The 26,479-nt window shown below is 68.9% G+C and carries 28 protein-coding genes and 1 tRNA gene; 18 read left to right on the plus strand and 11 right to left on the minus strand.

The features are described 5' to 3' along the window. The first annotated feature begins 51 nt into the window (after nt 1-51). Nucleotides 52-1,086, plus strand: a complete 1,035-nt coding sequence (locus ACSR87_RS04550; RefSeq protein WP_498529670.1) for an NAD(P)/FAD-dependent oxidoreductase — start codon at nt 52-54, stop codon at nt 1,084-1,086. Between the two features lie 137 nt (nt 1,087-1,223). Beyond that, nucleotides 1,224-2,093: a CehA/McbA family metallohydrolase gene (locus ACSR87_RS04555; protein WP_498529671.1), complete on the plus strand. Its 870-nt coding sequence runs from the start codon at nt 1,224-1,226 to the stop codon at nt 2,091-2,093. Nucleotides 2,094-2,159: 66 nt separating this feature from the next. On the opposite strand, the gene ahbB is transcribed toward ACSR87_RS04555, so the two are convergent. Beyond that, a complete protein-coding gene (gene ahbB / locus ACSR87_RS04560) occupies nt 2,160-3,203 on the minus strand; it encodes a siroheme decarboxylase subunit beta (protein WP_275879723.1) in 1,044 nt (347 codons plus the stop codon). A gap of 108 nt (nt 3,204-3,311) precedes the next feature. On the opposite strand from ahbB, the gene ACSR87_RS04565 reads away from it, so the two are divergent. After that, nucleotides 3,312-4,394, plus strand: coding sequence for an anthranilate phosphoribosyltransferase (locus ACSR87_RS04565; protein ID WP_115860946.1), 1,083 nt, complete (start codon nt 3,312-3,314; stop codon nt 4,392-4,394). A 69-nt stretch (nt 4,395-4,463) separates the two neighbouring features. Here the strand turns inward: ACSR87_RS04565 and ACSR87_RS04570 are convergent, their stop codons facing one another. From ACSR87_RS04570 to ACSR87_RS04580, 3 genes are all read right to left on the minus strand, one after another. Next, complete coding sequence (locus tag ACSR87_RS04570) at nt 4,464-5,489, minus strand: succinylglutamate desuccinylase/aspartoacylase family protein (protein ID WP_498529672.1); 1,026 nt, start codon at nt 5,487-5,489, stop codon at nt 4,464-4,466. A gap of 91 nt (nt 5,490-5,580) precedes the next feature. Then, nucleotides 5,581-5,814, minus strand: coding sequence for a YgaP family membrane protein (locus ACSR87_RS04575; protein ID WP_498531030.1), 234 nt, complete (start codon nt 5,812-5,814; stop codon nt 5,581-5,583). A gap of 90 nt (nt 5,815-5,904) precedes the next feature. Next, nucleotides 5,905-6,882: a bile acid:sodium symporter family protein gene (locus ACSR87_RS04580; protein ID WP_498529673.1), complete on the minus strand. Its 978-nt coding sequence runs from the start codon at nt 6,880-6,882 to the stop codon at nt 5,905-5,907. A 207-nt stretch (nt 6,883-7,089) separates the two neighbouring features. Here ACSR87_RS04580 and ACSR87_RS04585 point away from each other — a divergent pair, with 207 nt between their 5' ends. Next, nucleotides 7,090-7,608 carry a peptidylprolyl isomerase gene (locus tag ACSR87_RS04585; RefSeq protein ID WP_498529674.1) on the plus strand — a complete coding sequence of 173 codons (519 nt, stop codon included), beginning with the start codon at nt 7,090-7,092 and terminating at the stop codon, nt 7,606-7,608. A 51-nt stretch (nt 7,609-7,659) separates the two neighbouring features. Here the strand turns inward: ACSR87_RS04585 and ACSR87_RS04590 are convergent, their stop codons facing one another. Beyond that, nucleotides 7,660-9,003: a hypothetical protein gene (locus ACSR87_RS04590; RefSeq protein ID WP_498529675.1), complete on the minus strand. Its 1,344-nt coding sequence runs from the start codon at nt 9,001-9,003 to the stop codon at nt 7,660-7,662. A gap of 135 nt (nt 9,004-9,138) precedes the next feature. Further along, nucleotides 9,139-11,700, minus strand: a complete 2,562-nt coding sequence (locus ACSR87_RS04595; RefSeq protein ID WP_498529676.1) for an extracellular solute-binding protein — start codon at nt 11,698-11,700, stop codon at nt 9,139-9,141. 291 nt (nt 11,701-11,991) lie between these two features. On the opposite strand from ACSR87_RS04595, the gene ACSR87_RS04600 reads away from it, so the two are divergent. The 6 genes from ACSR87_RS04600 (at nt 11,992) to ACSR87_RS04625 (ending at nt 16,645) form a co-directional block, all read left to right on the plus strand. Next, the gene (locus ACSR87_RS04600) at nt 11,992-12,336 is read left to right on the plus strand and encodes a ferredoxin (RefSeq protein WP_004062684.1); all 345 of its coding nucleotides are present in this window, start codon (nt 11,992-11,994) and stop codon (nt 12,334-12,336) included. Nucleotides 12,337-12,377: 41 nt separating this feature from the next. Beyond that, a tRNA-Leu gene (locus ACSR87_RS04605) sits at nt 12,378-12,462 on the plus strand. 225 nt (nt 12,463-12,687) lie between these two features. After that, nucleotides 12,688-13,065, plus strand: coding sequence for a hypothetical protein (locus tag ACSR87_RS04610; RefSeq protein WP_498529677.1), 378 nt, complete (start codon nt 12,688-12,690; stop codon nt 13,063-13,065). Nucleotides 13,066-13,134: 69 nt separating this feature from the next. Beyond that, nucleotides 13,135-13,311 carry a DUF8015 family protein gene (locus ACSR87_RS04615; protein ID WP_004042107.1) on the plus strand — a complete coding sequence of 59 codons (177 nt, stop codon included), beginning with the start codon at nt 13,135-13,137 and terminating at the stop codon, nt 13,309-13,311. Between the two features lie 114 nt (nt 13,312-13,425). Continuing rightward, on the plus strand, nt 13,426-15,819 hold the full coding sequence (locus ACSR87_RS04620; protein WP_498529678.1) for a methyl-accepting chemotaxis protein: 2,394 nt from the start codon (nt 13,426-13,428) through the stop codon (nt 15,817-15,819). A gap of 328 nt (nt 15,820-16,147) precedes the next feature. Next, complete coding sequence (locus ACSR87_RS04625; protein WP_498529679.1) at nt 16,148-16,645, plus strand: DUF5813 family protein; 498 nt, start codon at nt 16,148-16,150, stop codon at nt 16,643-16,645. A 65-nt stretch (nt 16,646-16,710) separates the two neighbouring features. Here the strand turns inward: ACSR87_RS04625 and ACSR87_RS04630 are convergent, their stop codons facing one another. After that, nucleotides 16,711-16,947: an Lrp/AsnC ligand binding domain-containing protein gene (locus ACSR87_RS04630; RefSeq protein WP_004062689.1), complete on the minus strand. Its 237-nt coding sequence runs from the start codon at nt 16,945-16,947 to the stop codon at nt 16,711-16,713. A gap of 2 nt (nt 16,948-16,949) precedes the next feature. Further along, complete coding sequence (locus tag ACSR87_RS04635; RefSeq protein ID WP_498529680.1) at nt 16,950-17,633, minus strand: potassium channel family protein; 684 nt, start codon at nt 17,631-17,633, stop codon at nt 16,950-16,952. 108 nt (nt 17,634-17,741) lie between these two features. Here ACSR87_RS04635 and ACSR87_RS04640 point away from each other — a divergent pair, with 108 nt between their 5' ends. Continuing rightward, nucleotides 17,742-17,975, plus strand: coding sequence for an Lrp/AsnC ligand binding domain-containing protein (locus ACSR87_RS04640; RefSeq protein WP_004042102.1), 234 nt, complete (start codon nt 17,742-17,744; stop codon nt 17,973-17,975). Nucleotides 17,976-17,991: 16 nt separating this feature from the next. Here the strand turns inward: ACSR87_RS04640 and ACSR87_RS04645 are convergent, their stop codons facing one another. After that, complete coding sequence (locus ACSR87_RS04645; RefSeq protein ID WP_498529681.1) at nt 17,992-19,038, minus strand: thiamine pyrophosphate-dependent dehydrogenase E1 component subunit alpha; 1,047 nt, start codon at nt 19,036-19,038, stop codon at nt 17,992-17,994. Nucleotides 19,039-19,177: 139 nt separating this feature from the next. Here ACSR87_RS04645 and ACSR87_RS04650 point away from each other — a divergent pair, with 139 nt between their 5' ends. Continuing rightward, the gene (locus ACSR87_RS04650; protein ID WP_008575335.1) at nt 19,178-19,498 is read left to right on the plus strand and encodes a DUF7991 family protein; all 321 of its coding nucleotides are present in this window, start codon (nt 19,178-19,180) and stop codon (nt 19,496-19,498) included. 19 nt (nt 19,499-19,517) lie between these two features. On the opposite strand, the gene tmk is transcribed toward ACSR87_RS04650, so the two are convergent. Next, nucleotides 19,518-20,111 (minus strand): dTMP kinase, encoded by a 594-nt coding sequence (gene tmk / locus ACSR87_RS04655; protein ID WP_498529682.1) that lies wholly within the window; start codon nt 20,109-20,111, stop codon nt 19,518-19,520. Between the two features lie 84 nt (nt 20,112-20,195). Here tmk and ACSR87_RS04660 point away from each other — a divergent pair, with 84 nt between their 5' ends. The 6 genes from ACSR87_RS04660 (at nt 20,196) to cofG (ending at nt 25,757) form a co-directional block, all read left to right on the plus strand. Beyond that, complete coding sequence (locus tag ACSR87_RS04660) at nt 20,196-20,441, plus strand: hypothetical protein (protein WP_498529683.1); 246 nt, start codon at nt 20,196-20,198, stop codon at nt 20,439-20,441. A gap of 131 nt (nt 20,442-20,572) precedes the next feature. After that, on the plus strand, nt 20,573-21,478 hold the full coding sequence (locus tag ACSR87_RS04665) for a complex I NDUFA9 subunit family protein (protein WP_498529684.1): 906 nt from the start codon (nt 20,573-20,575) through the stop codon (nt 21,476-21,478). Nucleotides 21,479-21,689: 211 nt separating this feature from the next. After that, nucleotides 21,690-22,877, plus strand: a complete 1,188-nt coding sequence (locus tag ACSR87_RS04670; RefSeq protein ID WP_498529685.1) for a tubulin/FtsZ family protein — start codon at nt 21,690-21,692, stop codon at nt 22,875-22,877. Then, nucleotides 22,846-23,640, plus strand: a complete 795-nt coding sequence (locus ACSR87_RS04675) for a hypothetical protein (protein WP_049896730.1) — start codon at nt 22,846-22,848, stop codon at nt 23,638-23,640. Before ACSR87_RS04670 ends, ACSR87_RS04675 begins: the two co-directional genes overlap by 32 nt. Nucleotides 23,641-23,646: 6 nt before the next feature. Continuing rightward, nucleotides 23,647-24,267: a 2-phospho-L-lactate guanylyltransferase gene (gene cofC, locus ACSR87_RS04680; protein WP_498529686.1), complete on the plus strand. Its 621-nt coding sequence runs from the start codon at nt 23,647-23,649 to the stop codon at nt 24,265-24,267. A 314-nt stretch (nt 24,268-24,581) separates the two neighbouring features. After that, the gene (gene cofG / locus ACSR87_RS04685) at nt 24,582-25,757 is read left to right on the plus strand and encodes a 7,8-didemethyl-8-hydroxy-5-deazariboflavin synthase subunit CofG (RefSeq protein ID WP_498529687.1); all 1,176 of its coding nucleotides are present in this window, start codon (nt 24,582-24,584) and stop codon (nt 25,755-25,757) included. Between the two features lie 38 nt (nt 25,758-25,795). Here the strand turns inward: cofG and ACSR87_RS04690 are convergent, their stop codons facing one another. Next, nucleotides 25,796-26,398: a hypothetical protein gene (locus ACSR87_RS04690; RefSeq protein WP_498529688.1), complete on the minus strand. Its 603-nt coding sequence runs from the start codon at nt 26,396-26,398 to the stop codon at nt 25,796-25,798. Between the last annotated feature and the right edge of the window lie 81 nt (nt 26,399-26,479).

Genomic DNA, 26,479 nt, shown 5'->3' on the forward strand with positions numbered 1-26,479 from the left:
GAAGCCTCACGTCTGACCGATGCTGGCTGGACTCACACGCGGGGTGGCGAGATGACTCGCGACGTGTGCATCGTCGGAGCCGGGGCCGCTGGGGCTGGCGCGGCCTACGCGCTCCGCGAGGCGAACGCGAACGTCACGATTCTCGAGAAGAGCCGCGGCGTGTGCGGGCGCGCCGCGACGCGCCGCCGACACGGCTGTCGGTACGACCACGGCGCGAACTACGTGAAAGATTACGACCGCCGCACGGCGCAGCTCGTCAGCGGACTGGGCGCGGACGGCCTGGTCGACATCGAAGAGCCGATCTGGACGTTCGACGGCGACGGCGTCATCTCCGAGGGCGACAACCGCGACCAACACAAGTGGACGTGGACCGAGGGCATCACCCAACTGGCGAAGCGCCTGCTCGCGGAGACCGACGCGACCGTCGAGCGGGAGACGCGCGTCGTCGCAATCGACCACAACCCCGACAGCGGCTACTGGTCCGTCGTCGACGAGGCGGGGACGCGCCACGGCCCGTTCGACTCTGTGCTCCTGACGCCGCCGGCCCCGCAGACGGCCGGGATTCTCACCGAGATGGGCTGGGGCGACCAGTGCATGGTCGCGCTCCGCGAGGCCATCGGGAGCGTCGAGTACCGGACGGTTCGAACCGTGGTCCTCCACTACCCCTTCGAGCGCGAGGAGCCGTGGTACGCGCTCGTCAACCCCGACAAGACCCATCCGGTCGGCTGGGTCGCCCGCGAGGAGTGCAAGGAGGGCCACGTCCCCGACGGAGAGAGCCTGCTCGTCGTCCAACCGAGCCCCGAGTGGTCCGAGGAACACTACGACGACCCCCTCGACGACGCGGCCGACGAGGTCGCCGGGATGGTCGCGGAACTCTTGGACGACGAGCGCCTGCGCGACCCCGACTGGGTGGACGACCAAGGGTGGCGGTACGCGCTTCCCGACGGCGTCGCCGACCGCGAGATACTCCGCCGCGGGGAGCCCCACGGCCTCTACTTCGCGGGCGACTGGACGGTCGGCGAGGGCCGCGTCCACGCCGCGCTCTGGAGCGGTATCGACGCGGGCGAGCGAATCACCGAGCAGTAGCGCCCGACGGACACAGTTCGACGTTTCCGCCGCCGGAGTACCGTGGCCGCCCCGGCTGAGACGCCATCGGCTCGGAGTGCCGCGAGCTAGCACGATTCGGGCGTGTCTTTTTCGTTGCCGAAGCCTAACGAGGAGTCGTGTCCGCGCTGACCGTCCGCATCGACCCCCACGTACACTCGGAAGGCTCGTACGACGCGCACGACCCGGTGGAGCTCATCTTGGAGCAGGCCGCCGAAATCGGGTTGGACGCCGTCGTCGTCACCGACCACGACGTCATCGACGAGTCGCTCCGAGCGGCGCAACTCGCCCCCATGTACGGTCTCGTCGGCATCCCCGGCGTGGAAGTCTCGACGGCCGACGGCCACCTGCTCGCGCTCGGCGTGGAGGAGCTACCGCCGCGGCGTCGCCCGCTGGACGAGACGGCGCGCTGGGTGCGCGAGCGCGGCGGCGTCGCCATCGTCCCCCACCCGTTCCAGCGGAGCCGACACGGCATCGGTCGCCGTCGGCTCGGCCGGTATCACGACGCCGCGGGCGGCGACGCCTTCGACGCCATCGAGACGTACAACTCGTGGCTGTTCACGGGCTACAAGAACCGCCGCGCCCGCCGGTTCGCGGCGAAGCGCCAGTACCCCGGCGTCGCCGGCAGCGACGCCCACAAGGTCGGGTACGTCGGCCGCGCCTACACGGAAATCGACATCCCCGACGTGTCGCGCGCTTCGCTCACCGCCGACGACATCCTGACCGCCATCCGAAGCGGCTCGACCGAGGTGCAGGGCCGCCGGACGCCGATTCCGACGAGTACCAAACACTACGCCGGCGCGGCCGGCCGGAAGTCCGCGTACTACGCCAAGCGCGGGGCGCTCGGGAGCGCGCTTCTCGCCAAGAAGGGCGCGTTCAAGTCCGGCTACTACGCGAAACTCGGCGCGCTCAAAAGCGGGTCGGTGGCGAAGACGGGCGTCGCGCAGGCCGCTCGGATGCTCTACCGGCTGTCGCCGCTCTCGCGGTAGCGCCCTGATTCGGCGCGGACGGCGGCGCGGCGGCGCGGGCGTCGAAACGCGAATTTTGTTCTGTCCTCAGTCGTCAGAACCCACGAGTTTCTCGTACTGCGCGCCGGTCTGCTTGAGTTTCGCCGTCGAGTACAGTCGCTCGTGGTCGAACGGCAGGTGGTCGGCGGCGAGTTCGTCTATCTTCTCGTCGACGGCGTCGGCGTCCCGGCCGTGAATCATGGTAAACAGGTTGTACTCCCAGCCCTGCTCGGGGCGGCGCGGCCGGTGGTAACAGAGCGTGACGTACGGGAGGCTGCCGACGGCCTCGCCGCGGGCGTCGAGTTCGTCGTCGGGGACGTTCCAGACGACCATGCAGTTGTTCCGAAAGCCGGTGACGATGTGGTTGACGACGCAGCCGATGCGCTTGATACAGCCGTCCGCGAGCAGGCGCTCGACGGCGACGAGCACGTCGTCGACCGCGGCGTCGAGGGCGTCGGCCACGTCGTGGTAGGGCGTCTTCGTAAGCGGGAAACCGCCCTGAATCTCCACGAGCAGGCGGGCTTCGAGGTCCGAGAGGTCGCCGGTCGCGTCCTCGGAGATGCGGGTGGCGCTCACGTCGGTCGCGCCGAGGCTCTCGCGGGCGAAGCGGTCGTCGTTGACGATGGGGAATTCGAGGTCGATGTAGTAGTCGGTGAGCATCGGGAGGTTCAGCACCTCGCAGCCCGTGCGCTCCTCGATTTCGTCGAGGATGCGGTCGCGCGTCTCGCGGGAGCCGGCGGTGACGACGAACCACATGTTCCAGTCGTGGGCGCGGCGGTAGTTGTGGTTCACCTGCCGGTAACCGTTGATAATCTCCGCGACCTCGTCGAAGCGTTCCTCGGGCGCGGCGACGGCCGCGAGCGTCGAACTCCCGATGACCGGCGGGTTGAGCACCGGCCCGAACCGCCGGAAGATGCCGTCGTCGCGGAGCCGGCGGACGCGGTCGAGGGCGTCGTCCTCGTCGATACCTAGCTCCGCGGCGACGACGCGGAACGGCCGTCGCTCGACCGGAAAGCCGCTCTGGTAGCCGTCGATAAGCGCCGCATCGACCTCGTCGATGGCGTCCCGCCAATCATCCGACAACGCGCTCATTATCCGGCGTTAGGAGTCGGGAAGCCTATCGCTTTCGGATGGTGTCGACGCTCCCGGGCGACGGGACCGAACGGGACGTTTTTTGACCGCTCGCCCGAACACAGGGGCATGGCAGTAGTCGAAAGCGAGTTCGGGGAATGGCCGCTGAAGCGTCTGATGACGGAAGTCGTCGGCACGGGCACGAAGTCCGCCGAGGACATGACCCGCGAGCAGGCGTCCGAGGCGATGCGCCGCATCCTCGCCGGCGAACCGGACCACACGACGCTCGGCGCGTTCTGGCTCGCCAACCGCTGGAAGCACAACAACGCCGAGGAACTCGCCGCCTACGCCGACGTGATGGCCGAGCACGTCGAGTACGCCGAACCTGACGCCGACCCCGTCGACTGCGGCGCGAACTACGACGGCAAGGGCACGACCGCCATCCTCGGCGTCGCCGCCGGCGTCGTCGCCGCCGCGGCCGGCACGCCCGTCGTCGTCCACTCCGGCGACCGCGTCCCGACACAGAAGCAGGACGCCTACAAGCACGTCCTCGACGAACTCGGCGTCCGCACGGAACTCGACCCCGAGGAGTCCGCCGACATGGTCGACGACACCGGCTTCGGCTTCTACTATCAGCCGCGGTTCAACCCCGCCATCCACGCGCTCTGGGAGCGCCGCGACAACATGGGCGTTCGGACGTTCGTCAACACCATCGAGACCATCGCCAACCCCGCGAACGCCTCGGTTCACCTCGGGTCGTTCTACCATCTCGCGTTCGCCAAGAAGATGGTCAACACCTTCGAGGCGAGCGAGCACCACGACCTCGACCGCGTGCTCATGTTCCAAGGCATGGAGGGCTACGACGACATCCGCCCCGGCTACACGAAGGTCGCCGAGTGGACCGCCGGCGACGACGGCGACGCCACCTTCGACGACTTCGACATCGAGACCGCCGAGTACGGCATGGACTTCGAGTACGACGACCTCGGCGTCGACGAGGACGACGTGGCCGGCGACTCCGCCGAAATCACCGAAGCCGTGCTCGCCGGCGAGCGCGAGGACCGCTTCGCCGACGCCGTCGCCCTCAACGCGGCGCTCCGCATCTACGCCCGCGAGGACGCGGAAACCATCGACGAGGGGCTGGAGATGGCCCGCGAGACCATCGCCTCCGGCGACGCGGAAGCCGTGCTCGAAGACCTGCGCGACTTCTGAAGTCGCAGTCGACTCGAACGCTTTCGCTTCGACACGCCGGTCCCTCCCGTTCGACCGACCGGCTTTTTTCTAGATGTCGAGGTCGCCGTCGGCCTCGTCGAAGGGGTCGTCCCCTTCGGTGTCGCCCTCGCCGTCGTCCAGCGGGAGCGCGATGCCGACGAGCGTCTCGCCGGCCGTGACGGTCGCCTCGCGGGCGATAGAGTAGACGATGCCCGCGCGCTCGGCTTCGACCTCTTGTAGCACCTCGTAGGTGGTCGGGTCGTACACCCAGCCGAGGTGGTCGCCGGGGCGGACCTCGCGGGCGAGTGCCACGTCCTCGCGGGCGACGAACAGGCCCGAGGCGGCGGCTTGCACGCGGCCGAGGTGGTTGCGGTAGGTGCGGCCGTCCCACGGCTCGACCGCGCCCGAGAGGATGCCCATGTCGCGGCAGACGTTGAGGACGCCCTCGACGCCGGCGACGATGGCCGGCTCGACGAGCTGTTTGTTGTGGGCGAGTTCGGGCGTGATGGAGGGGATGCCCGCGTTCGTGGCCGCGACGCGGAGTTTGCCGTCGAAGCTCCGCTCGGTCCACTCGTCGTCGGCCTCGTCGCCAGCGGCCTCCGCGAGGAGGATATCGACGCCGAACGCCCGCGCGAGGTCGCGGGAGGCCTCGTCGCCCCGGAGGTAAACCGTGTGAGTGAGCATATCCGGGCTTCCCGTGTGGAGGTCGACGATGGCGTCGGACTCGCTGATGTACTCCCAGAGCGTCGCGGCCATGCGCTGGTGGAGCGAGCCGTCGGGGTCGCCCGGCCAGACGCGGTTCATGTTGGAGTTGACGGAGTCGAGCACCTCGGGCGTGACGTAGGAGACGCGGTCGAACGTCAGCGGGTCGGCCACGGGGACGGCGACGACGCGACCCGAGAGGTCGGCGCGTTCGAGGTGACTGTGGAGTCGACGGAGCACTTCGGTGCCGTTGATTTCCCGGCCGTGCTGGGCGGCCTGCACGTAGAGCGTGGGACCGTCGGTCCCGTCGGCTGGTTCGTAGGTGTGAACTGTCGTCTGTACCGGGACGCCGGAGGGGAGGCGAGTGAGCGTCACGGTCTCCGCGGTGTGCATATCCGACGCATCGCGGTGGGGTGTCTTGTAGTTAGGGGAGCGAGAAAGGCGGACGGAGCGGAGCGCGGCGGGGCGAGGCGAGTCGCGGGCGTCAGTCCCGGTCGTCGAACGTGTCGATGCCGAACGGCAGGTACAGCGGGCAAGTCCGGCCGGGCCCGGTTACGAGCAGGACGACGCCGACGACGGCGACGAACGCGGCACCGAGCGCCGCGGGCACCGGGCCGAACCCGAGCGAGAACAGCCCCGCGTAGCTTCCGACGCCGACGAGGAGCGGGCCGAGCGCGAGGCGACCAGTCCGGTCGAGCGTGCCGACGTTTCGAACCAGACAGTAATGGTTATTCTCAACAATAATTTAACCCCGAATCGGTTCCGGCCCGTCGAGACTGGGCGCAAAGACGCGACTGCGACGAGCGATTCAGTCGTCAGCCGGCGCGCTACCGGCGGAGTCGCTCGCAGTTCGCGCGAAGTAGCTCGCGAGGAGCGGCCCGGTGATGTTGTGCCAGACGCTGAAAAGCGCGGGCGGCAGGGCGGCGGCGGGCGAGAAGAACGACAACGCGAGGGCCGCCGCGAGCCCGCTGTTCTGGAGACCGACCTCGAACGTGGTCGTTCGGACGCGGTCCGCGGACATCCCGGCGAGGCGGCCGGTGCCGTAGCCGGTGCCGAGGCCGATAGCGTTGTGGAGGACGACGGCCCCGATGGCGGCCGCGCCCGCGCCGAGGATGGTCTCGACGTTGAGGCCGACGACGGCCGCGACGATGGCGACGATGCTCAGGACCGAGACGAGCGGGAACACGTCGAGGCCGACTTCGGCAACCTCGGGCGCGTTGCGGTCGAGCACGACTCGGAGCGCGAAGCCGAGGACGACCGGGATGAAGACGATTTGGACGATGTTGAGAAACAGGTCCACGAAGCCGACTTGAAGCTGTTCGCCGGCGAGCGCGACGACCCACGCGGGCATGACGAGCGGCGCGGCCAGCGTGGTGACGGTCGTGATGGCGACCGACAGCGCCACGTCACCTTTCCCGAGGTAGGCCATGACGTTCGAGGCGGTGCCGCCGGGGGCCGCGCCGACGAGGATGACGCCGACGGCGAGCTCCGGCGGGAGAGACAGAACCGCCGTGAGCGCGTAGGCGGCGGTCGGCATGACGAGCCACTGGGCGAGCGCGCCGATGGCCACGTCGCGGGGGCGCTCCGCGAGTCGGCGGAAGTCCGCGGGCTGGAGCGTCAGCCCCATCCCGAGCATGATGAGCCCGAGCAGCGGCGAGATGTAGGGCGCAATCCACGTGAACAGCCCCGGCTGCGCCAACGCGGCGGCCGATGCGAGGAGCACGAGGCCGACGAAGTAGGTGTTTGCGAGTTCCGAGAGGCGTTCGAGCGTCGAGCGGGCGTTCATTCCGACCGCCCTCCGTCGAGTTGTGATGTCATCTCACACCACTCGGTCGCGGGGGAGAAAAACGTCTGTCGGTGTGACAGTCCGCGGTGCCGACCGAAAGACGCGGACCGAACGGAGTCGTGTCACCGAGGATGAACCAAGCGGCGCGTCGCCGGCGACCGACCCCGAGGCGGCACGGTTTTCACTCGCCCGCCCGACGGGTCGAGTATGAGCGACAACCCAACGGCCACGCTCCACACGAACAAGGGCGACATCACGGTCGAACTCTTCGAGGACAAGGTTCCGAACACGGTCGAGAACTTCATCGGCCTCGCGACGGGCGAAAAGACGTGGGTCCACCCCGAGACCGACGAGACGGTGGAAGGCGAACCCCTCTACGAGGACATCCTCTTTCACCGCATCATCTCGGACTTCATGATTCAGGGCGGCGACCCGACGGGAACCGGCCGCGGCGGCCCCGGCTACACCTTCGACGACGAGTTCCACTCGGACCTCAGCCACGACGGCCCCGGCGTGCTCTCGATGGCGAACCGCGGCCCCAACACGAACGGCTCGCAGTTCTTCATCACGCTCGACGCCCAGCCCCACCTCGACGGCAAGCACGCCGTCTTCGGGAAGGTCACGGACGGCATGGACGTCGTCGAGGACATCGGCTCGGTCCCGACCGACCGCGAGGACAAGCCGGTGTCCGACGTGGTCCTCGAATCGGTCGACGTCGAGCAGTAAGCGCCTCGACCGTCACCAGGGCGAATCGAACGTCCGTCTCCGCCTCGAACGCTACCCGGTCGCGTTCGTCGGGACCACGGTCCGACCGCCGGTCGAGCCGTCGGCGCGGTCGAGCCACGCCGGTCGCGTGACCGTCGTCCCGCCGACCGCGTCGTACGCGAACCAGACCTCGACGCCGAGGCCGTCGCGGGTCTCGTAGGTGACGCGCATCGAGCGGACGAACCCGTCTTCTTCGACGATTGCTTCGACCCGATAGTCGCGCGACCGCGGGAAGTCGGTGCCGCGGCCCTGAACTCGGTACAGCGCGGTCCCGCTTTCGGCGGTCGCGTTGGTCACGCTCTCTACGCGCGTCACGCTCGTCTCGTCGGTCGAGAGATACCAGTCGAGATAGCGGGCGGCGCGGGAGGCCTGTCGCCCCGGTCCATTGCGCACATCGGGGTCGAGGACGCGGGCGGCGACGCCGTCCGGTTCGGCGGGCCGGCGGGCGTAGCGCGTGGTCCCGTCGGCGTAGGCGTCCTCCGAGGCGGTCGGGCGCGGGAACGCCCTGAGTTGTCCGGCGCGCTCGACCTCGGAGACGTAGACGTTCGGGGCCTCGACGCGGACGACCTCCACCTCGCGGCCCGTCTCGTCGCCGGCGATTGACTCGCGGTATCGGAGCGTCCACCGGTACGACCGGTTCGCCGCGGCCCGGCGATGGGCGGCCGCGAGGCGCGTCGCGTTCTCGACGCCCGCGGTTGTCACGCCGGGGGCGACCGCCCGCGGTTCGGGCGTCGGCGTCGGCTCGGGAGTCGTCGCGGCCGGCGTCGGTGTCGACGACCCATGACCGCCCAGCGCCTCGCCGAGCACCGGTACGCCGCCCGGCCCGGCGGTCACGACGACCGCCGCGAGCAGGAGCGCGATGAAGACGAGCGGCGCGACCGGGAGCGACGAAAGCGAGCGAGAAAGCGGAGCGACGACTGCGCCACCCGCCTCGTCCGCACCCTTCGCACCGACGCCGCGGTCATCGGCCGGGAGGTCGTCGAGGCGGACGCCGAAGTGGTCTGCGACGAGGTCGTCGCCGCGGCCCGCCGGGAGACCGTACCGGACGAGGTCGTAGAACTCGTCAACCGAGAGAACCCGGGCGTCGTCGGGGGCCGCGCGCCGGGTTCGCGTGGGGTCGCCGAGCGCGACGACGACGGTCGCCTCGGCGGGGACCGTTGGCGACAGACGGAGCCGAGACCGAGAGACGACCGCGAGTCGCTCGGTTCGGTCGCCGCGGCGGGCGACGACCACGGACCCCTCGACGGTCGTCTCCCATCCGCGGGCGAACCAGAGGTCGGCGAGAAACCGGTGGCGGTCGCTGGGATCGGCGGTGCGAATCAGGTCGCCGAAGCGCGAGCGACGGGACTGCCGCATCGCTCGGGATTAGGGCTCGATGGCGAAAGAATCACCGGGCGTGCGACGGTGCGACGAGGTTCGTCGGGGCGCTGGACCGCACCGGACTGCACCGCGGCAGACCAGACCGCACCGCACCGACTCCGTCACGTCGCGTCAGCGGTTCGCTGAGTGCTCGTACTCCGACAGCCGGGCCGACACCTGCTCGTCCATCGTCGCCAACACGGCGTCGAGGTCGCGGCCGTCGAACAGTTCGGACAGGCCCTCGGAGACGATGGTCCTGACGGTCGTGAAGGGGCCGACGCGAGCGCCGCGGGTGGCCGGGGTGTCGTCGGTCTCGGCCAGTTGGTCGAACGCGACCGCGAATCCGGGGTGTTCGTCGAACCAGCCGTCGTCGCGGAGGAGGTCCCTCGTCCGGCGGTGGACCGGGAAGTAGCCGGTCTGCCGGTGCCAGCGTCGCTGCTGTTCAGGGCGGGTCAGCCACGCGATGAACTCGCCCGCGGCGGCCCGCTTCCGGGATTCGACGCCGTCTGCGACCCACAGCGACGCGCCGCCGACGACCACGCCCTCGCGGGCGGACCCGGGAGAGGGGAACCGGCCGACTTCGGCGGTGAACCCGCGTTCGGCGGCACCGCGAACGACCGACGCGGCGCTCGAACTGGAGTCCACGAGCATCGCGGCGCGACCGTCGAGGAACGCCTCGCGGGCGTCTCGCCGGGCCTCGACGCCGGGGTCGAACAGCAAGTCGTTCCGTTCGAGGTCGCGCCACCACTCGAACACGCGCGTCCCGACCGGGCCGTCGAGGTTCGAGGTGCGGGCGGTGCCGCTCCGGCCGTTGTCGGCGTCGAACAGACACTCGCCGGCGGCCGCGAACCACTGCTCGACGAACCAACTGTAATTCGCCCACGTCGCGCCGTAGTCGACCGCCCCGCTCGTCTTCAGCGTCGCCGCGGCCGAGGTGACTTGGTCGAACGTCGCCGGCGGGGCGTCGGGGTCGAGGCCGGCCCGCTCGAACGCGTCGGCGTTGTAGTACAACACGGGGTTCGAGGCGTTGAACGGCATCGACCAGAGCGCGCCGTCGTGGCGGTAGTAGTTGGCGATTTCGGGGACGAGTTCGCCCGCGGACGCCCCGTCGGGGAGCACCGATTCGACGGGGGTGAACGCCCCGCTGTCGAGGGCGCGCTGGGTGCCGACCTCGTACAGTTGCGCGATGGTCGGCGGCGTCCCCGACCGGGCCGCGGCGAGGGTCGCGTCGAACGTGCCGCGGTAGCTCCCCTTCGACGCGGTGTCGACGCGGACGCCGTCGTGGTCGGCGTTGAACTCGTCGACGAGCGACTCCAGAACCTCGGCCTTGTCGCCGGACATGCCGTGCCAGAACTGGACGACGGTCTGGCCCGAGTCGGTCGTCTCGGCGTGGAGGCGGTAGTCGTCGATGGAGTCCCGGAGGTGGTCGGCTTGGTCCGAAAGCGCGTCTATCTTCGTCACCGCCTCGGAGAGCGAGACGGTCTGTCGGCGGGCCGACCCCGCGGCGTCGGCCGCGAGCGCCGCGGTCTCGTCGCTTATCTCGCCGACGCCGTCGGCCTGACTCACGACCTCTTGGGAGGTCGCCGCCTGCGAATCCGTGGCGTCGGAAATCTCGTGGAGGCTCCCGTTCGTCTCTTCGAGGTCGGAGACGACGCCGTCGAGCGCCGACAGCGCCTCCTGAATCGTCTCGCTGCCCTCGTCGAGGCGCTCGCTCGTGTCGGTGATGTCTTCGACCGTCGCGGCCGACCGGGTCCGAACCGTCTCGATGGTCGATTCGATGTCGGCGGTCGCGGCCTGCGTCTCCTCGGCGAGCGCCTTCACTTCGTCGGCGACGACGGCGAAGCCGGAGCCGGCCTCGCCGGCGCGGGCGGCCTCGATGGAGGCGTTGAGCGCGAGGATGTTCGTCTGCTCCGCGATGTCGGAGATTTTGGTCGCGATGCCGGTGATGTCGTCGATGTGGTCGTCGAGTTCCGCGACGCGCTCGACGGTCGCGTCGGTCCGCTCGCCGATGACCGCCAACTCGTCGATAGCGGTCTCGGCCGCGCGCTTGCCGCGGTCGCCGCGCTCGACGGCCTCGTCGGTCGCGTGCCTGATTTCGTCGGCGGAGGCGGCGACCTCCTCGATGGTCGCAGACAGGTTCCGCATCTCGTCTGCGACCTCCTCGACGCTCTCGCTTTGCCGGCGCGCGCCCGCGGCGATGTCGTCGACGGAGCCCGCGACAGACCGGCTCTCCTCGCGGCTCTCTGCGGCGGCGTCGGCCACGATTCGGGTCGACGCCGAGACCTGGTCGGCGAAGGCGTCGACGTCCCGCATGGCGGTCTGCCACTCCTCGAACAGTTCGTTGAGGAGGCGGCCGTGACGCGCGAGCGCCGGGTCGTCGGGAACGTCGACGCGGACCGTCAGGTCGCCCTCGATGCAGCGCTCGATGGCCGCGGAGAAGTCGTCGAGACCGTCGAGCGCGGCGGCGTCCGGGGCCGACGACGCGGCGACATCGTCGGCGGGAGACTCCCCGCGTCCCGATTCGACGGCGACCGAGGGAGTGCCCCCGCCATCGCTTCGCGCGTCATCGGCGCGCGCCGTCTCGTCTGCGGCGTCCGATTCGGATTCGTCGTCGGTCGCGCGTGCGCCGAGCGCGGCCCGGACGGAGGCGCGAACCGACGACGCTCGTCTCCGGAGCTGGCTGTCGTCGTCCATTGGTCCAGAAGATTTCTGGTGAGTGATAAGACCACGCTCTCGAGTATCACATCTGAGAACGAATTCGTGACTGGTACTGTGTCTGTCGATAATTCATGTGACGGGAGTGCCCCACTGTTACGTGATGCCACGGCTAGAATACGGTACGACCGCTCGCCGCATTTCGGATTCGAAGCACGACGAGCGGGCTTCGACAGATGTACCAGAAGTTCGAGGCGTCTCGCGGGTTCCGGGGCGCGCCGTCGCCGCGCGACCGACAGCGCAAAGACCACCGCGCGGTAAGGGCCGACGATGAGTGAGGAGTCCGACCGTCCGAAGCCGAGCGACTTCGGAACCGACGAGAACGCCCCGCCGGTCGACGAAAAGCCCTACAAGATAATCTTCGAGGCGAACAAGTGCTTCGGGGCCGGCCGGTGCGCGGAGGTCGCCGACAACTGGGAGATGGACCTCGAAACCGGCCTCGCCCGCGCCAAATCGTACTTCGTCGGTGAGGACGAACTCGACGAAAACGTCGAGGCGGCGGAGGTCTGCCCGGCGAAGAAGGGCCGCGGCGTCATCCACGTCATCGACCGGCGAACCGACGAGGAGCTCTCGCCGGACCCCCACGGCGACGGGACGCTCTCGGTCGACTGGTAAAGCGAAAGCACTTTTCTCCCCCTCGAAGAACGGGAGAGTGCGCGGGGGTGGCTGAGCCAGGCCAAAAGCGGCGGACTTAAGATCCGCTCCCGTAGGGGTTCGCGAGTTCGAATCTCGTCCCCCGCATTTTCGTCGCCGAGCGACAGCGAGGCGTGAGAACAGAACGACGCGTTCGAACTAGGGAGCGTAGCGAACGGCGTGAGCGGAGCGAGTGGAGTTCGAATCTCGTCCCCCGCATTTTCGTCGCCGAGCGACAGTGAACCGAGCGACGCGTTCCCGCTTCGTCTCTGTCGCCCGGCCCGTCGTGGGACCGCCGACCACGTTATCTCGGTTCCCCGCCAATTGGTACGAATGGCTTCGACGCGTAGACACCGCTACTCGGAGGGACAGGGATTCGGAGACCCCTACGACGGGTTCGGCCTCGACCCGCCGACGTATCGGGTCAACGGGCGACTCGTCGACCCGATGGACGACCACGTTCTCAGCGAGTTCGTGGACGCGGCGGGAATCGACCCCGAGGCGGTCGACCCGGCGGCGCTCGTCGAGGTCGGACTGCGCGACGCCTCCGTGCGGGGCGAACGCGAGCGGTCGATAGCGTTCCTCGAAGACGCCGTCGAGACCGAGACCGAGACCGAATCTGAACCCGAAGCCGAACCCGAATCCGAAGTGCGGGAGGTCCCCGAATCGGACCGCGCCCGCGACGCGGACGCCTCTGACGCCCGGGCGTGAGAGAGGGAGGCGAGTAGGGCCGCACCCGCAAATATTTTGACAGTTCGAATAATGAGATGTAATTAGACCGTGTCACCCGGACTCCTCATCACGCGTTTCGACGCCACGCTCCTCGGCATGGCCGTCTGCCTCCTCGCCGGGGCCGTCGCCGGCGTCCTGTCCGCGCTGCCGACGGCGCTGGCCGCGGGCGGCGGTGCGACCGGGGCCGCCGCCCTCGCGCTCGGGGTCACCGTGAGCGAACTGTAACGATTCTCGGAACTCGTAATTCGGTGAGAGCGGCGCATATCGGTTTTTTCTCTGATATCAGAACTGATAGCTAGCGGGACAACGCTTTACGTCGGTCTCTTGCTACCGAGTGACATGAAGTTCGCCACGCTGGTTCCGAGGGTGCTCAGGCGGAGTTACCTTCGGAAATTCCTGTTCGTTATCCTCCTCGTGGCCGCGGTGATGGGCGGGTTCGGCCTGTACGTCTCGGACGTGGTCGGGACCGAGGTGAGAGCCGACACGCACAGCGACCTGGAGATGGTCGCCTCACTGGAGGCCGAGGGGCTGTCGAGTTGGATGGACGGCTACGCCCGGACGGCCCGGATGCTCTCGGAGTACGAGACCGTCCGGACGGGCGACCCCGACGCCATCGACGAGGCGCTCGAACGCGAGAAAGGCACCCTGCCCGCCGAGGTGGTGGCAATACACTACGTGAACCCGTCGAGCCGCGATATCGTCCGCAGCACCGACGGCGTGATAGAGACCAAATCGGTCTCCGCCCTCGACCTGTCGTGGACGACCGGGTCGCTGACGCTGGCCGACTCCGACGCGGTGGCCATCTCCGAGGTCTACCGCTACGGCGGGAGCGAGCGCCTCGCCTTCCTCAGTCCCGTTGAGGGCCGAGATGGTGCGGTGATGGTGGTCGTGGACGCGACGAAGCACGCCGAGATGCTGAGCGAACCGGTCGAGGGGTCCCAAACCCGCGTGGTGACCGATACGGGCGTCATCGCCTTCGACAAGTACGGCGAAAACGTCCTCACGACGTACCGCGACGGGGCGGCAACGCCGGCGCTCGACGCTGCGGTCGACGGTGAGACGGGCGTCGTCGAACGCGAGAGCGACGGGGACGCCGGCGGCGACATCGTTGCTTACGCCCCCGTCTCGGGGACGAACTGGGCGGTCCTCGTGGAAGCGCCGCAGACCAACGCCTACGCGGTCGCGCAGGTCGTCGAGCGCGACGTGGCCGTCCTCATCGGCGTGGCGCTCGCCGGCCTCGCGCTGGTCGGCACCGTCATCGGCCGCAACACGGTGCTGTCGCTCCGGCGGCTCCGGGCCAAAGCCGAGGCGCTCGCCGCCGGCGACCTCGACGTTGACCTCGAAACCCGGAGAGTCGACGAGTTCGGCGCGCTGACCGAGGCGTTCGCCGAGATGCGAGACGGTCTACGGGAACGCATCGAAGCGGCCGAAGACGCCCGCCGCGACCTCGCGCGCGCCGCCGAGGACTACCGCGAGACGATGGACGCCGCGGCGACGGGCGACCTGACGGTGCGCACGTCTGTCGAATCGGACGACGAGGCGATGGCGGCCGTCGGCGACGGCATCGACGCGATGCTTTCCGACCTCGAAGCGACTATCGGGCGGGTCGCGTCGTTCGCGGCGACCGTCGACGCGGCGGGCGAGCGCGTCACCGCCGGCACCGAGGAGGTCAGCGCCGCCTCCGAGCGGGTCGAGACGGCGACCGCCGACATCTCCGAGGGCGCGGCCGAGCAGGCGTCGCTCCTCGCGGAGGTCTCCGCGGAGATGCAGGACCTCTCGGCGACGGTCGAGGAGGTCGCCGCCTCCGCCGACGAACTCGCTGACCTCGCCGGCGACGCCGCGGAGCGCGGCGAGGCCGGCCGCGACGCGAGCGCCGCCGTCCACGACGAGATGGCGAACATCGACGAGCGCGTCGCGACCGCGGCCGAGGGCGTCGAAGCGCTCCGCGAGGAGGTAGCGGACATCGGCGAGGTGGTCGACCTCATCGAGGATATCGCGGAGCAGACGGACCTGCTCGCGCTCAACGCCTCCATCGAGGCCGCCCGCGCCGGCGAGGCCGGCTCCGGCTTCGCCGTCGTCGCCGACGAAGTGAAGGCGCTCGCCGAGGAGACCGCCGACGCGACGACCGAAATCGAGTCGTCCATCGAGTCCGTCGAGGGGACGGCCGACGAGACGGTCGCTGCGGTGAGAGCCGCGCGAGAGCGCGTTTCGCAGGGCTCCGAGACGGTCGAAGCCGGCGTCACGGCCATCGACGAGGCGGTCGACCGACTGGAGGAGGTGGACCACGGCGTCGCCGCCGTCGACGAGGCGACCACCTCGCAGGCGTCGGCCGCGCAGTCGGTCGCGCGCCTCGCGGACGAGGCGGCCGACATCGCCGACGAGACGCGCGACGAGGCTGCCGACGCGGCCGGCGCGGCCCACGAGCAGAACGACGCGATGGTCACCGTCGCCGGGCAGATGCAGGAACTGTCGTCGGCGACCGACGAACTGCGGGCGCTCGCGGACCGGTTCGAGGTGCGCGAAAAGGTGGAGCGAGACGGCGTCGGCGACGCGGTGGAACTCGGGGGCGAGGATACTGAAACCGCGCTCGCGGACGGGACGAACTCCGAGTCGAGGTCGTCGCCGACGGTGGCCGACCTCGCGGCCGACGGCTCGGGCGGAGACGAGTCTGTCGAGGACGGACCTGACCCGGGAGAACGCAAAGCCGCCGGCGACAGTCCGGACGAGAACTGACGCGGTCGCGTCGCTGTCGAACTGTTGTTGGTCGGCTGTCGCTCGGGTCGATGTTCGATTCGAGCGCGCGCGAATACGAGCCGGCGGCTCTCCGGTGTGAGTTTCGCGAGAAAGGGATAGGCAGCCGCACGGGAGCGGCCCGCGCGGCAAATGCCGCCCTAGATTGGTCCCCGCTGACGCTTCGGCCCTCCAAAGCGAAGCGTCACCTGAACGGAGTGCCGCGAGATACTTAAACGTGCCGCCATTCGACCAAAACCGCCGAAGGCGGGCGATTCGGGGGCGCTCGCGACGCAACGGGCTTTTCTCCCGTCGGGACCTTCGTCCGGGCATGAGCGAAGACGACATCCCCGGTCGAGTCCGCCGCGCGTTCGGCGACCACGGGTCGTTCGAGCGGGTCGATGACCGAACCTTCGAGTCCGTGACGACGCCGTTCGACGGCACCGTCGGCGTCGCGGCGCAGGACAGTGGCCGCGTCGAGTTCGACGTGGAGGTGCGCGTCCCGATGCTCTCGGCGGTCGCAGACGACGTGGCCCCCGTGGTCGAAGACGGCTGGTACGAGACGTTCGAACTCCGCCTCGAAGACGTGGGCGGCGTCGTCGCCGGCGACCACGACCTCGACCCCGACGTGACTCGCGCGGGCGACGAGGCGGTCGTCCGGGCGAGCTTTGCCGACATCAACGAGCGCCGCGGCGTCGACGACGCCGGCGCGGTCATCGACTACGTCGAAGGCACGTTCGTCGAGGGCGTCATCCCCGGCTACGACTACGGCGAACCGGTGACGAGCCTCATTCGGAACGCGAAAGACGCCGCCGGCGCTGGGTTCTGAAGAACAAGTCGGTGACAGTCGGTCGGGGCGGGTCGGGGCGGACCGCCGCGTGGCGACGCGCCGACTCAGTCCATCGCGATGTACGTCTGGGTGTCTTCGATGCCCGCCACCGACTGGATACCGCCGGCGATGCCCTTCACGTCGGCGGGCGAGTCCACCTCGACTTTCACGATGAAGTCCACGTCGCCGGCGACGATGTGCGCGCTGACGATGCCGTCGGAGACGGCCAAGAGGTCCTGTTTCAGCTGGTCGATGCCGTCGGAGACGGGCGCGGCCTTGACCATGATGTAGGCGTAGACCATCGTCACGCACCCCCCGTCGCGGTGACGACCTCGTCGCCGACGAGCAGTTGTCGCACGTCGTTGAGTACGTCGAAGTCCGCGAGGACGGCCACGCGGTCGCCGGTCTCAAGCGAGTCGTCCGAAAGCGGGATGCCCATCGGCCCGTCTTTCTTCCCGAACGCGAGGATGCGGGCGTTCGCCGGGAGCGCAACCTCTTCGATACTGTACCCGTTCATCGGTGACCCTTCCGTCACCGTCACGAGGATGACCTGCAAGTGTTGGGCGATGTCCGCGATGGCGCGGATAGAGCCGCCGAGCAGCGCGTTCTTCGCGCCGATAGCGCCGAGGCGCTCGGGGTAGACGATTTCGTCGACCTCCTTGGCGTACTTCTGGTACACCTCCTCGCGGTAGTCCTCGTCGACCCGGAGCACCGTCCGACAACCGAAGTGCTTGCCGATCATGCAGGCCGCGAAGTTCACGTTGAGGTCGGCGGTGAGCGCGCCGAGAGCGTCGGCCGCCTCGATGCCGGCGTCGACGAGCACCTCCTCGCGGGAGCCGTCGCCTTCGACCACCTCGAAGTTCGCCTCGCGGGCCCGTTTGACCCGGTCGCGGTCCAACTCCACCAGGACGATGTCGTGACCCTCCTCGCGGAGGACGCGAGCGGTGCGCAGCCCAACCCGTCCAGCACCAATGATAACGAACCGCATGATAAGACGGTATGTCGGCGGAGGCAAATAACCTTCCCCCGGTTCGGATGAACGGGCCGCGCTCGGTCGAAGCAAGGCTTTTGACGACTGTGGTAGAATATCTCACGCATGGTTCACGCGTTCATCATGGTGAAGACCGGAGCCGGCGAGTCGGAACAGTTGCTCGGTCCCATCCGCGACTTCGAGACGGTGACCGAGGCTCACATCGTCGCGGGCGCGTACGACATCATCGCGGAGGTCGACACCGACGCGGTCTACGAGGTGCTGAAGACCGCGTCGAGCCGCGTGCAGGGGTTAGAGGGCGTCGCAGACACGAAGACGTACATCTCCTTGGACGACTGAGACGGAGCGGCGCGGCTCAGCGCTCGATGTCGAACGGGCCGTTGCGCTCGACGAACGCGACGTGTTCCTCGCGCTGGCGGGCGAGTTCGGGCGGCAGTTCCTCGTAGACGTTGTCGAACAGCTCGTCGGTCCCCGGTTCGGGCGTCGCCTCGGCGCGCTCGACGGCCTCGCGCAGTTCCTCGTCGGCGTCGTCGCGCATGGCGTCGAGCGCCGCGTCGTCGACGACGCCCGCCTCGCGGCAGAACGACTCGAATCGGTCGAGGGGGTCGCGCGTCCGCCAGTCGGGGAGGTCCGGCTCGTCGTCGCGGTAGCGCGAGGGGTCGTCGGCGGTCGTGTGCGGCCCCTGCCGGTAGGTGAGGCTCTCGATGAGCACCGGCTCCCCGGCGCGGGCCCTCTCGAAGCCGCGCTCGACGGCCTCCCTGACCGCCAGCGGGTCGTTGCCGTCGACCTGCATCCCGTCCATCCCGTAGGCGTCGGCCTTCGCCGCGATGGACTCGCTTGCGGTCTGGCGCTCGCGGGGGAGCGAAATCGCCCAGCCGTTGTTCTCGCAGAAGAAGACGACCGGCGCGTCGAAGACGCCGGCGAAGTTCAGCCCCTCGTGGAAGTCGCCCTCGGAGGTCGCGCCGTCACCGAAACAGACCAGCGCCGCGCGGTCGTCGCCGCGGTAGTTCGCGGCCATGCCGACGCCGGCGGCGTGGGGAATCTGCGAGGCGATGGGGACCGCCTGCGGGAACACCGGCACGTCGTGGTCCGAGGCGTACTCGGCGTGACCGCGCCGAAAGAGGAGGATGTCGCTCGGCGGCACGCCGCGGGCGAGTTGGAGGGCGTTCGACCGATACGTCGGCAGCAACACGTCGTCGTCGCGCATGGCGTGGGCGGCCCCGATTTGCGAGGCCTCCTGTCCGCGGAAGGGCGGATAGCCGCTCATCCAGCCGCGTCGCTGGAGGGCGAGTGCGCGCTCGTCGAACCGTCGCGCTCGAATCATGTCGCGGAGGGCGGTGCGGGCGTCGTCTGCGGTGAACTCCGTATCGTCCAGCCCGCGCTCTGCGATGAGTCGGTGCATAGCGGTGAGTCACGGTCCTTCGTGATAAACGTCACCCGTTGCGGGGGCGGACCCGGCGGGCGGTTCGACCGACGGCGGCGCGGGACGAGCGGGCCGCCGAGAGCGACAGGCCAAAGACCACCGCCTCCCTAGGTCGGCTATGGTCTCGGTGGTCAACCTCGTGCTCATGGGCGCGCTCATCGTCCTCCACACGCTCATCGCGGCGGTCATGACCCGCTTTTTCCGCCTGCGGTTGAAGACGCAGTGGGGGTACGTCCTGTACGCCCTGTTTCTGATTCCGCTCGCGCTGCTCGTCTCGACGCTGGTGTTCTCCGGCATCTTCGGCATCGGCGTGAACCTCGGCAGCCCCACGGCCGCCCTCGGCGTGATGATAGGGATGCCGCTCGCGCTCGGCTTCACCATCGACACGCTCTACGTCCCGCCGCCGGAGGAGTACGAGAACCTCCCGAACTCGCGGTGAACTGCGAGTCGGTCGGCGGCTACCGTTCCGCGAGAATCGCTTCGAGCGTCGCCTCGACCGCGGCGAGCACGTCCTCGGGCGACTGCGTCGCGTCGACGCGGACGAACCGCTCCGGTTCGGCCTCGATGAGTCGCTCGTAGTTCTCGCGCACGTCCGCGAGGTACGCCGCCTGTTCGAACTTGTTCGTCGCGCCGCTGCGCGCGGCGGCCGTCTCGGGGTCCACGTCGAGGTAGATAGTCTTGTCCGGCGGGCGGGTGAAGGCCGTGTGGATGCCTCTGATGTACTCCATCGGGCGTCTGAGGTCGCTGTCGCGCAGCGCGGCGGCCTGATAGGCGTACCGCGAGTCGGAGTAGCGGTCGGAGACGACGAGCTTCCCGTCGGCGAGGGCGGGTCGGACGACCCGCGAGAGGTGGTCGGCGTGGTCGGCGGTGAAGAGGAACAGCGTGGCGAGCGGGTCGGCGCCGTCGTCGTCGATGGCGCGGTTGACAGCTTCTCCGTACCACGAGTCCGACGTGGGCTCGCGCGTGAAGACGGCGTCGGGGTACGCGTCGTGGAGCGCCTCCCAGACGGTCGTCTTCCCGCTCCCGTCGAGCCCTTCGAGCGTGACGAGCATACCCTACCAACTCGGCGCTCCCGAAAAAGCGCGCCGAAGCGAGACGCCGCAATGATAATGTCAACGCGAGCCGATATGTGTCGTATGCCACCCGCCCGCGAGCGGTGGGACGACCTCCAGCCGAGGGAAAAGCCGTTCACCGTCGTCCGGTTCGACGAGAGCGTCCCCCCGACGGACGCGTCGTTCGCGACGAAGCAGACGGAGGTCGACCACCCGACCGACGCGCCCGACGACTGCTCGGACCCGTCCGAGGAGCTCGTCGTCTACGACCGAGTCGGTCGGATGGTGAAGCGCACCGACGGACCGGTCGCGCCCTCGATACTGTTTTGAGCGCGGTCGCGGGCCGGTGGCGCGGTCTGACGCGCCCGCCCGGAAGAGCGTCGTTCCCATCGGGGTGTTCTCCGGCGAAATCGACCCCGATTCCCCGTTAGCTTTACCCTCATTCCGCCGAATATTACGGCATGAAAGTCCTTGTTGTCGGCGGAAGCGGATTCATCGGGAGCCACCTCTGCCGCGAACTACAATCGCGGGGACACAGCGTGACCGCGATGTCGCGGAGTCCGAACAGCGAGGACCTCCCCGACGGCGTCGAAAAGGCGATGGGGGACGTGACGGACTACGACTCCATCGCGGGCGCGTTCGAGGGGAAAGACGCGGTCGTCAACCTCGTCGCGCTGTCGCCGCTGTTCGAACCGAGCGGTGGCAATCGAATGCACGACATCGTCCACTGGCAGGGGACCGAAAACGTCGTGAAGGCCGCCGAGACTCACGACGTGCCCCGGGTCGTCCAGATGAGCGCGCTCGGAGCCGACTCCGACGGCGACACCGCCTACATCCGCTCGAAGGGGAAAGCCGAGGGGGCGGTCAAATCGTCCGGGCTCGATTGGGTCATCTTCCGGCCCTCGGTCGTCTTCGGAGACGGCGGCGAGTTCGTCTCCTTCACGAAGCGGCTCAAGGGGATGTTCGCGCCCGGCGTCCCGCTGTACCCGCTTCCCGGCAACGGGGAGACGCGGTTCCAACCCATCTGGGTCGGAGACCTCGTGCCGATGCTCGCGGACGGCGTCGAGGGCGACGACCACGCCGGCGAGACCTACCGCATCGGCGGCCCGGAAAAGCTCACGCTCCGCGAAATCACGGAGATGGTGTACGACGCCGAGAACAAGTCCATCACCATCGTTCCGCTGCCGATGGGTCTCGCGGGCATCGGCCTGACCGTCCTCGGGGCGGTCCCCGGCTTCCCGATGGGGAAAGACCAGTACCGGTCGCTCCAGTTCGACAACACGACCGACCGGAACGACGTGGGCGTCTTCGGCGTCGACACCTCGTCGATGAAGACGCTCGGCGCGTACCTCGGCGAGCGAAACTGACACCGGAGTGACGACTCGGCGGCGTTAAGCAGCCGTGAACTGCGGCTCATTTTACCGGAATTAGCGGTTCTCACGGGATAACGACTGATTAACACCGGTTTCGAGTCGCCGCGTTCCGCCGATAATCTGATGGTGGTTCGACACGTCCCCATCACAACGCTTATGTCCGCGTTCGTACTGCAATTCACGCAATGGCGAGGGGACTGAACCTATGAAGCTCGCAATGATCGGATTCGGGCAAGCCGGGGGAAAAGTAGTCGACAAGTTCGTCGAGTACGACCGGGAACGCAACGCCGGAATCGTCCGCGCTGCGGTCGCGGTGAACTCCGCGAAAGCTGACTTGCTCGGACTGAAGAACATCCCGAAGGACCAGCGCGTCCTCATCGGCCAATCCCGCGTGAAGGGACACGGCGTCGGTGCGGACAACGAACTCGGTGCCGAAATCGCCGAGGAGGACATCGACGAGGTACAGGGTGCCATCGACAGCATCCCCGTCCACGAAGTCGACGCCTTCCTCGTCGTGTCCGGGCTCGGTGGCGGTACCGGCTCCGGCGGCGCGCCGGTCCTCGCGAAACACCTCAAGCGCATCTACACCGAACCCGTCTACGGGCTCGGCATCCTGCCGGGGTCCGACGAGGGTGGTATCTACACGCTCAACGCCGCGCGCTCCTTCCAGACGTTCGTCCGCGAGGTCGACAACCTCCTCGTGTTCGACAACGACGCCTGGCGGAAGACCGGCGAGTCGGTACAGGGGGGATACGACGAGATCAACGAGGAAATCGTCAACCGATTCGGCGTGCTCTTCGGTGCCGGCGAGGTCCAGGACGGACAGGAGGTCGCGGAGTCCGTCGTCGACTCATCGGAGATTATCAACACGCTGGCCGGCGGCGGCGTCTCGACCGTCGGCTACGCCTCCGAGGGCGTTGAACCGCGGAAAGACAAGGGCGGCGGCCTCCTGTCTCGGCTGACGGGCGGCGACGAGCCCGACGACAATCTCGACACCGCCCACACGACCAACCGAATCACGAGCCTCGTCCGCAAGGCCGCGCTCGGTCGGCTCACACTCCCGTGTGAAATCGAAGGCGCGGAGCGCGCGCTGCTCGTGCTCGCTGGTCCGCCGGAGCATCTGAACCGGAAAGGCATAGAGCGCGGGCGGAAGTGGATCGAAGAGCAGACCGGCTCCATGGAAGTTCGCGGCGGCGACTACCCCATCCCGGGCGCGGAGAAGGTGGCGGGAGTCATCCTGCTGTCGGGCGTGACGAACGTCCCGCGCATCAAGGAACTGCAGCAGGTCGCCATCGAAGCACAGGATAACATCGAAGAGATCCGTCAAGAGAGTGATTCGAATCTGGAGACCCTCATAAACGATGACGAGGACGAACTGGAGTCGCTTTTCTAAGCTGGCGCTCGCGCTCGTCGTACTCCTGTCGGCCTTCGCAGGGCAGGCAGGGGCGGTGAGCGTCGCGTCCGACGACGTCCCCGACGAGGCGCAGGTCGGTTCGCAGGTGACCGCGTCGGTCACCCTCGAAGAGCTGTACCGGAGCCCACAACTCGAATCGTGGACGCTCGCGGGGCAGACCGACTTGGAGGACGTGACGTGGACCGTCGCGTACTACGACCAGACGGGCGCGAGAGTCGACCAGCAGTCCTTCGACGGGCAGAACTTCAGCGGCGCGCAGATCGCCACTGCCGACGGGACGAGTGAAGTGGAGGTCACCGTAACGGGAATCGTTCCCGACGTGGAGTCGTTCAGCTACGACCCCGCACAGACGTTCACGATAATCTCGCTCGACCAGACCCGCGAAGGCGGCTCCAGTAACGATATCGACTCGTGGTCGGTCCACCACTACACCGAAGAAAGCGCCGCCGCGCGCGACGAACTCGACAGCGCGCGGGACGCGATTGAGCGTGCGAGTGGGGCCAACACGCAACAAGCCGAGCAGACGTTTGCCAACGCTGTCGAAGCGTTCAACGGCGAGGAGTTCAACCTCACGACGAACCTCGCCAACGAGGCGGAGACGAGCGCAAACCAGGCCCGGCAGTCGAGTCAGACGACCCAACTGCTCATCTACGCGGCGGGCGGTCTGCTCGTCGTCGCGCTCATCGTCGGTGGGTTCCTCTACTGGCGGTCCCAGCAGACGACCTACGACAAACTGGGCTGATTCTCCGTGCGAGTCGTCGTTCCCTTCGGGGGACGCGATCCGAAGACCCGACTCGCCCCGTTTTTCGACGCCGACGAGCGACGCGAGTTCGCCGTCTCGATGCTCCGCGACGTGCTCGACGCGGTCCGCGCGGTCGGCGGCGACCCGGCGGTCGTCGCGGACGGGCCCGTGACCGTCGATGCGCCCGTCACCGTGGACGACCGACCGCTCACCGAAGTCGTGGGCGGCGAACTCGACGACCTCGGCGGCGACCCCGTCGCGGTCGTCATGGCCGACCTCGCGCTCGCGACGCCCGCGGCGCTGTCGCGGCTGTTCGAAACCGACGCCGACGTGGTCGCCGCGCCCGGCCTCGGTGGCGGGACGAACGCGCTCGTCGTCCGACACCCCGAGTTCTCCGTGGACTACCACGGCGCGTCCATTCTCGACCACCGGCGAATCGCCCGCGACGCCGGCTGTTCGTTCGCCGAGGTGGACTCGATGCGCCTCGCCGTCGACGTGGACGAGCCGAGCGACCTCGTCGAGGTGCTCGTCCACGGCGAGGGGCGGACCCGCGAGTGGCTGGTCGACGCCGGCGTCCGACTCGCACGCGGGTCCGGTCGGGTCGAGGCCGTCCGCGAGCGCCGATAGGACCTTAACGGTCCGCGATAAACAGTGTCTGGCGCGGTTGTCCGTCTGCCCGGCGGGAACTGAGGCAACGTGCGCCGCGCGCTCCCGCGTCGCGAAGACGACGCGAGAGTCGAAGTGGAGTCCGAACGTCGCGACGACGACGCGAGTCTCACTCGCAACCACTCGGGGCGAGCGCCTGACGGCGCTTCGGACGGACCGGAGACGTGTCTGGCACCAACTATCCGGTCCCGAACTCGACTTCCGCGCTTCGGTCTCGACGCCGCCGTATCGCCGCGAATGACACGCTTTTAGTGGTTCGTCACGCACCGAGAGATATGTTCACGGGTGCCGACGAGTACGGAGTCGACCTGACTATCGACGATGCCGACGTGGAGCGACTGCTCGCCGTCACCCCCGACGACGCCGACGCGCCGGCGTCGCTTTCGTTCTCGCGGAACGTCTTCGTCCCGCTGACGACCGCCTGTCGGTACACCTGCACCTACTGTACCTACTACGACGTGCCCGGCGAGGCGACGCTCATGTCGCTCGACGAGGTCCGCGAGGTGGTCCGTACGGGCGCGGACGCCGGCTGCACGGAGGCGCTGTTTACCTTCGGAGACGCCCCCGACGAGCGCTACACCGAGATTCACCGCCAACTCGACGAGTGGGGCTACGACGACATCCTCGACTACCTCGCGGCGGCCTGCGAAGTCGCGCTCGACGAGGGCCTGCTCCCGCACTCGAACCCCGGCGACCTGACCCGCGAGGCGTTCGCTGACCTCGCGCCCCTGAACGCCAGCATGGGCGTGATGCTGGAGACGACCGCCGACGTGGCCGCCCACTCGGGGAACCGCCGGAAGACACCGGGGCAGCGGCTCAACACCATCCGCGCCGCGGGCGAGGTGGGCATCCCCTTCACGACGGGCATCCTCGTCGGCATCGGCGAGACGTGGCGCGACCGCGCGGAGAGCCTGCTGGCCATCCGCGCGCTCCACGAGCGCTACGGCCACGTACAGGAGGTCATCGTCCAGAACGTCGTCCCCAACGAGCGGTCGGACTACGAGCGCCCGTCGCTCGACACGATGCGCCGGGTCGTGGCGATGGCGCGGGTCGCGCTCCCCGAGGAGGTGTCGGTGCAGGTGCCGCCGAACCTCTCGGCGGCGGCCGACCTCGTCGCCTGCGGCGTCGACGACCTCGGCGGCGTCTCGCCGGTCACGGACGACTACGTCAACCCCGACTACGAGTGGCCCGCGCTCCGGGAACTCGCAGACATCGCCGACGAGGCGGGCGTCCCGCTCCGCGAGCGACTGCCGGTCTACGAGCGGTTCCTGCCGAACGGGGCGCTCGGACCGGCCGACGAACCCGGCGAGAGCGACGGCGCGCCCGCGGCCGCGCCGGACCGCGAGTGGCTCCGCGGCCCGATTACCGACCGGCTCGCCGCCGACGACGTTCACGGACGGCGGTTCCGAAACGTCGCCCGCGGCGACGGCCCGCTGTCGATTCCGCGGTGAGAGCGACGCCGCGTCCGCCGACCGTGTGGTGTCGTCTGCTACCGACGACGAGCGAGAACTGAGTAGAGCGCGACGACCGCGGCGGTCACGGCGGGCGCGCGCCCCGAGAGCTGTGGCACGCGTTTTCTGACGAGTGTGTAGATGACGCCGACGGCGAGGCTCGCGAGGAGAACCCCTCGCGAGCCGCCGCCGAGCGTCAGGAGACCCGGCACCGAGAGCGCCGCGGCGAGCGCGAGGTCGCCGGGAGAGCCGTCGTAGGCGGCGAGGCGGCGCGGTTCGACCCAGCCACCGAGGCTGCGGACGTAGACGCCGCGGTCGGTCCGCGCCTCCCACGGGCGAGCCTCGCTACTGCCGCCGAGGTAGTCGGCCGCGCAGTGGAGCGCCGCCGCGACGAACCCGGTCGCCGCGGCCGCGGCCAGCGGGTCGCCGGTGACGATCGCGAGCGCGCCGAACCCGACCGAGCCGACGACGAACACTTCGACCTGATGGAGCGTCCTACGGTGGACGCCGACGACCATGTCGAGGTCGGGGAAGACGCCGCCGGCGAGCGCCGCCGCGACGACGGGCGGCGCGGCCGCGGGAGCGACGACCGCGACGGCGGCGGCGAGCGCGAGGCTCATCGCCACGTGCGTCGGGGCCATCACGGGGCGACCACTCCCAAGGCCGGTCGGCGTCGTCGAGTCGTCATCGCTTCGCCTACTCGGCGACCGAGACGTATGAGT

Source organism: Haloferax sp. SDI50 (assembly GCF_059802635.1).

Bases quoted from the DNA above. Each gene is read 5' to 3' on its own strand.
- ACSR87_RS04550 (WP_498529670.1), top strand. From the start codon at position 52: ATGACTCGCGACGTGTGCATCGTCGGAGCCGGGGCCGCTGGGGCTGGC.
- ahbB (WP_275879723.1), bottom strand. From the start codon at position 3,203: ATGAGCGCGTTGTCGGATGATTGGCGGGACGCCATCGACGAGGTCGAT.
- ACSR87_RS04565 (WP_115860946.1), top strand. From the start codon at position 3,312: ATGGCAGTAGTCGAAAGCGAGTTCGGGGAATGGCCGCTGAAGCGTCTG.
- ACSR87_RS04570 (WP_498529672.1), bottom strand. From the start codon at position 5,489: ATGCACACCGCGGAGACCGTGACGCTCACTCGCCTCCCCTCCGGCGTC.
- ACSR87_RS04580 (WP_498529673.1), bottom strand. From the start codon at position 6,882: ATGAACGCCCGCTCGACGCTCGAACGCCTCTCGGAACTCGCAAACACC.
- ACSR87_RS04585 (WP_498529674.1), top strand. From the start codon at position 7,090: ATGAGCGACAACCCAACGGCCACGCTCCACACGAACAAGGGCGACATC.
- ACSR87_RS04590 (WP_498529675.1), bottom strand. From the start codon at position 9,003: ATGCGGCAGTCCCGTCGCTCGCGCTTCGGCGACCTGATTCGCACCGCC.
- ACSR87_RS04595 (WP_498529676.1), bottom strand. From the start codon at position 11,700: ATGGACGACGACAGCCAGCTCCGGAGACGAGCGTCGTCGGTTCGCGCC.
- ACSR87_RS04600 (WP_004062684.1), top strand. From the start codon at position 11,992: ATGAGTGAGGAGTCCGACCGTCCGAAGCCGAGCGACTTCGGAACCGAC.
- ACSR87_RS04610 (WP_498529677.1), top strand. From the start codon at position 12,688: ATGGCTTCGACGCGTAGACACCGCTACTCGGAGGGACAGGGATTCGGA.
- ACSR87_RS04620 (WP_498529678.1), top strand. From the start codon at position 13,426: ATGAAGTTCGCCACGCTGGTTCCGAGGGTGCTCAGGCGGAGTTACCTT.
- ACSR87_RS04625 (WP_498529679.1), top strand. From the start codon at position 16,148: ATGAGCGAAGACGACATCCCCGGTCGAGTCCGCCGCGCGTTCGGCGAC.
- ACSR87_RS04630 (WP_004062689.1), bottom strand. From the start codon at position 16,947: ATGGTCTACGCCTACATCATGGTCAAGGCCGCGCCCGTCTCCGACGGC.
- ACSR87_RS04635 (WP_498529680.1), bottom strand. From the start codon at position 17,633: ATGCGGTTCGTTATCATTGGTGCTGGACGGGTTGGGCTGCGCACCGCT.
- ACSR87_RS04640 (WP_004042102.1), top strand. From the start codon at position 17,742: ATGGTTCACGCGTTCATCATGGTGAAGACCGGAGCCGGCGAGTCGGAA.
- ACSR87_RS04645 (WP_498529681.1), bottom strand. From the start codon at position 19,038: ATGCACCGACTCATCGCAGAGCGCGGGCTGGACGATACGGAGTTCACC.
- ACSR87_RS04650 (WP_008575335.1), top strand. From the start codon at position 19,178: ATGGTCTCGGTGGTCAACCTCGTGCTCATGGGCGCGCTCATCGTCCTC.
- tmk (WP_498529682.1), bottom strand. From the start codon at position 20,111: ATGCTCGTCACGCTCGAAGGGCTCGACGGGAGCGGGAAGACGACCGTC.
- ACSR87_RS04660 (WP_498529683.1), top strand. From the start codon at position 20,196: ATGCCACCCGCCCGCGAGCGGTGGGACGACCTCCAGCCGAGGGAAAAG.
- ACSR87_RS04665 (WP_498529684.1), top strand. From the start codon at position 20,573: ATGAAAGTCCTTGTTGTCGGCGGAAGCGGATTCATCGGGAGCCACCTC.
- ACSR87_RS04670 (WP_498529685.1), top strand. From the start codon at position 21,690: ATGAAGCTCGCAATGATCGGATTCGGGCAAGCCGGGGGAAAAGTAGTC.
- ACSR87_RS04675 (WP_049896730.1), top strand. From the start codon at position 22,846: ATGACGAGGACGAACTGGAGTCGCTTTTCTAAGCTGGCGCTCGCGCTC.
- cofG (WP_498529687.1), top strand. From the start codon at position 24,582: ATGTTCACGGGTGCCGACGAGTACGGAGTCGACCTGACTATCGACGAT.
- ACSR87_RS04690 (WP_498529688.1), bottom strand. From the start codon at position 26,398: ATGGCCCCGACGCACGTGGCGATGAGCCTCGCGCTCGCCGCCGCCGTC.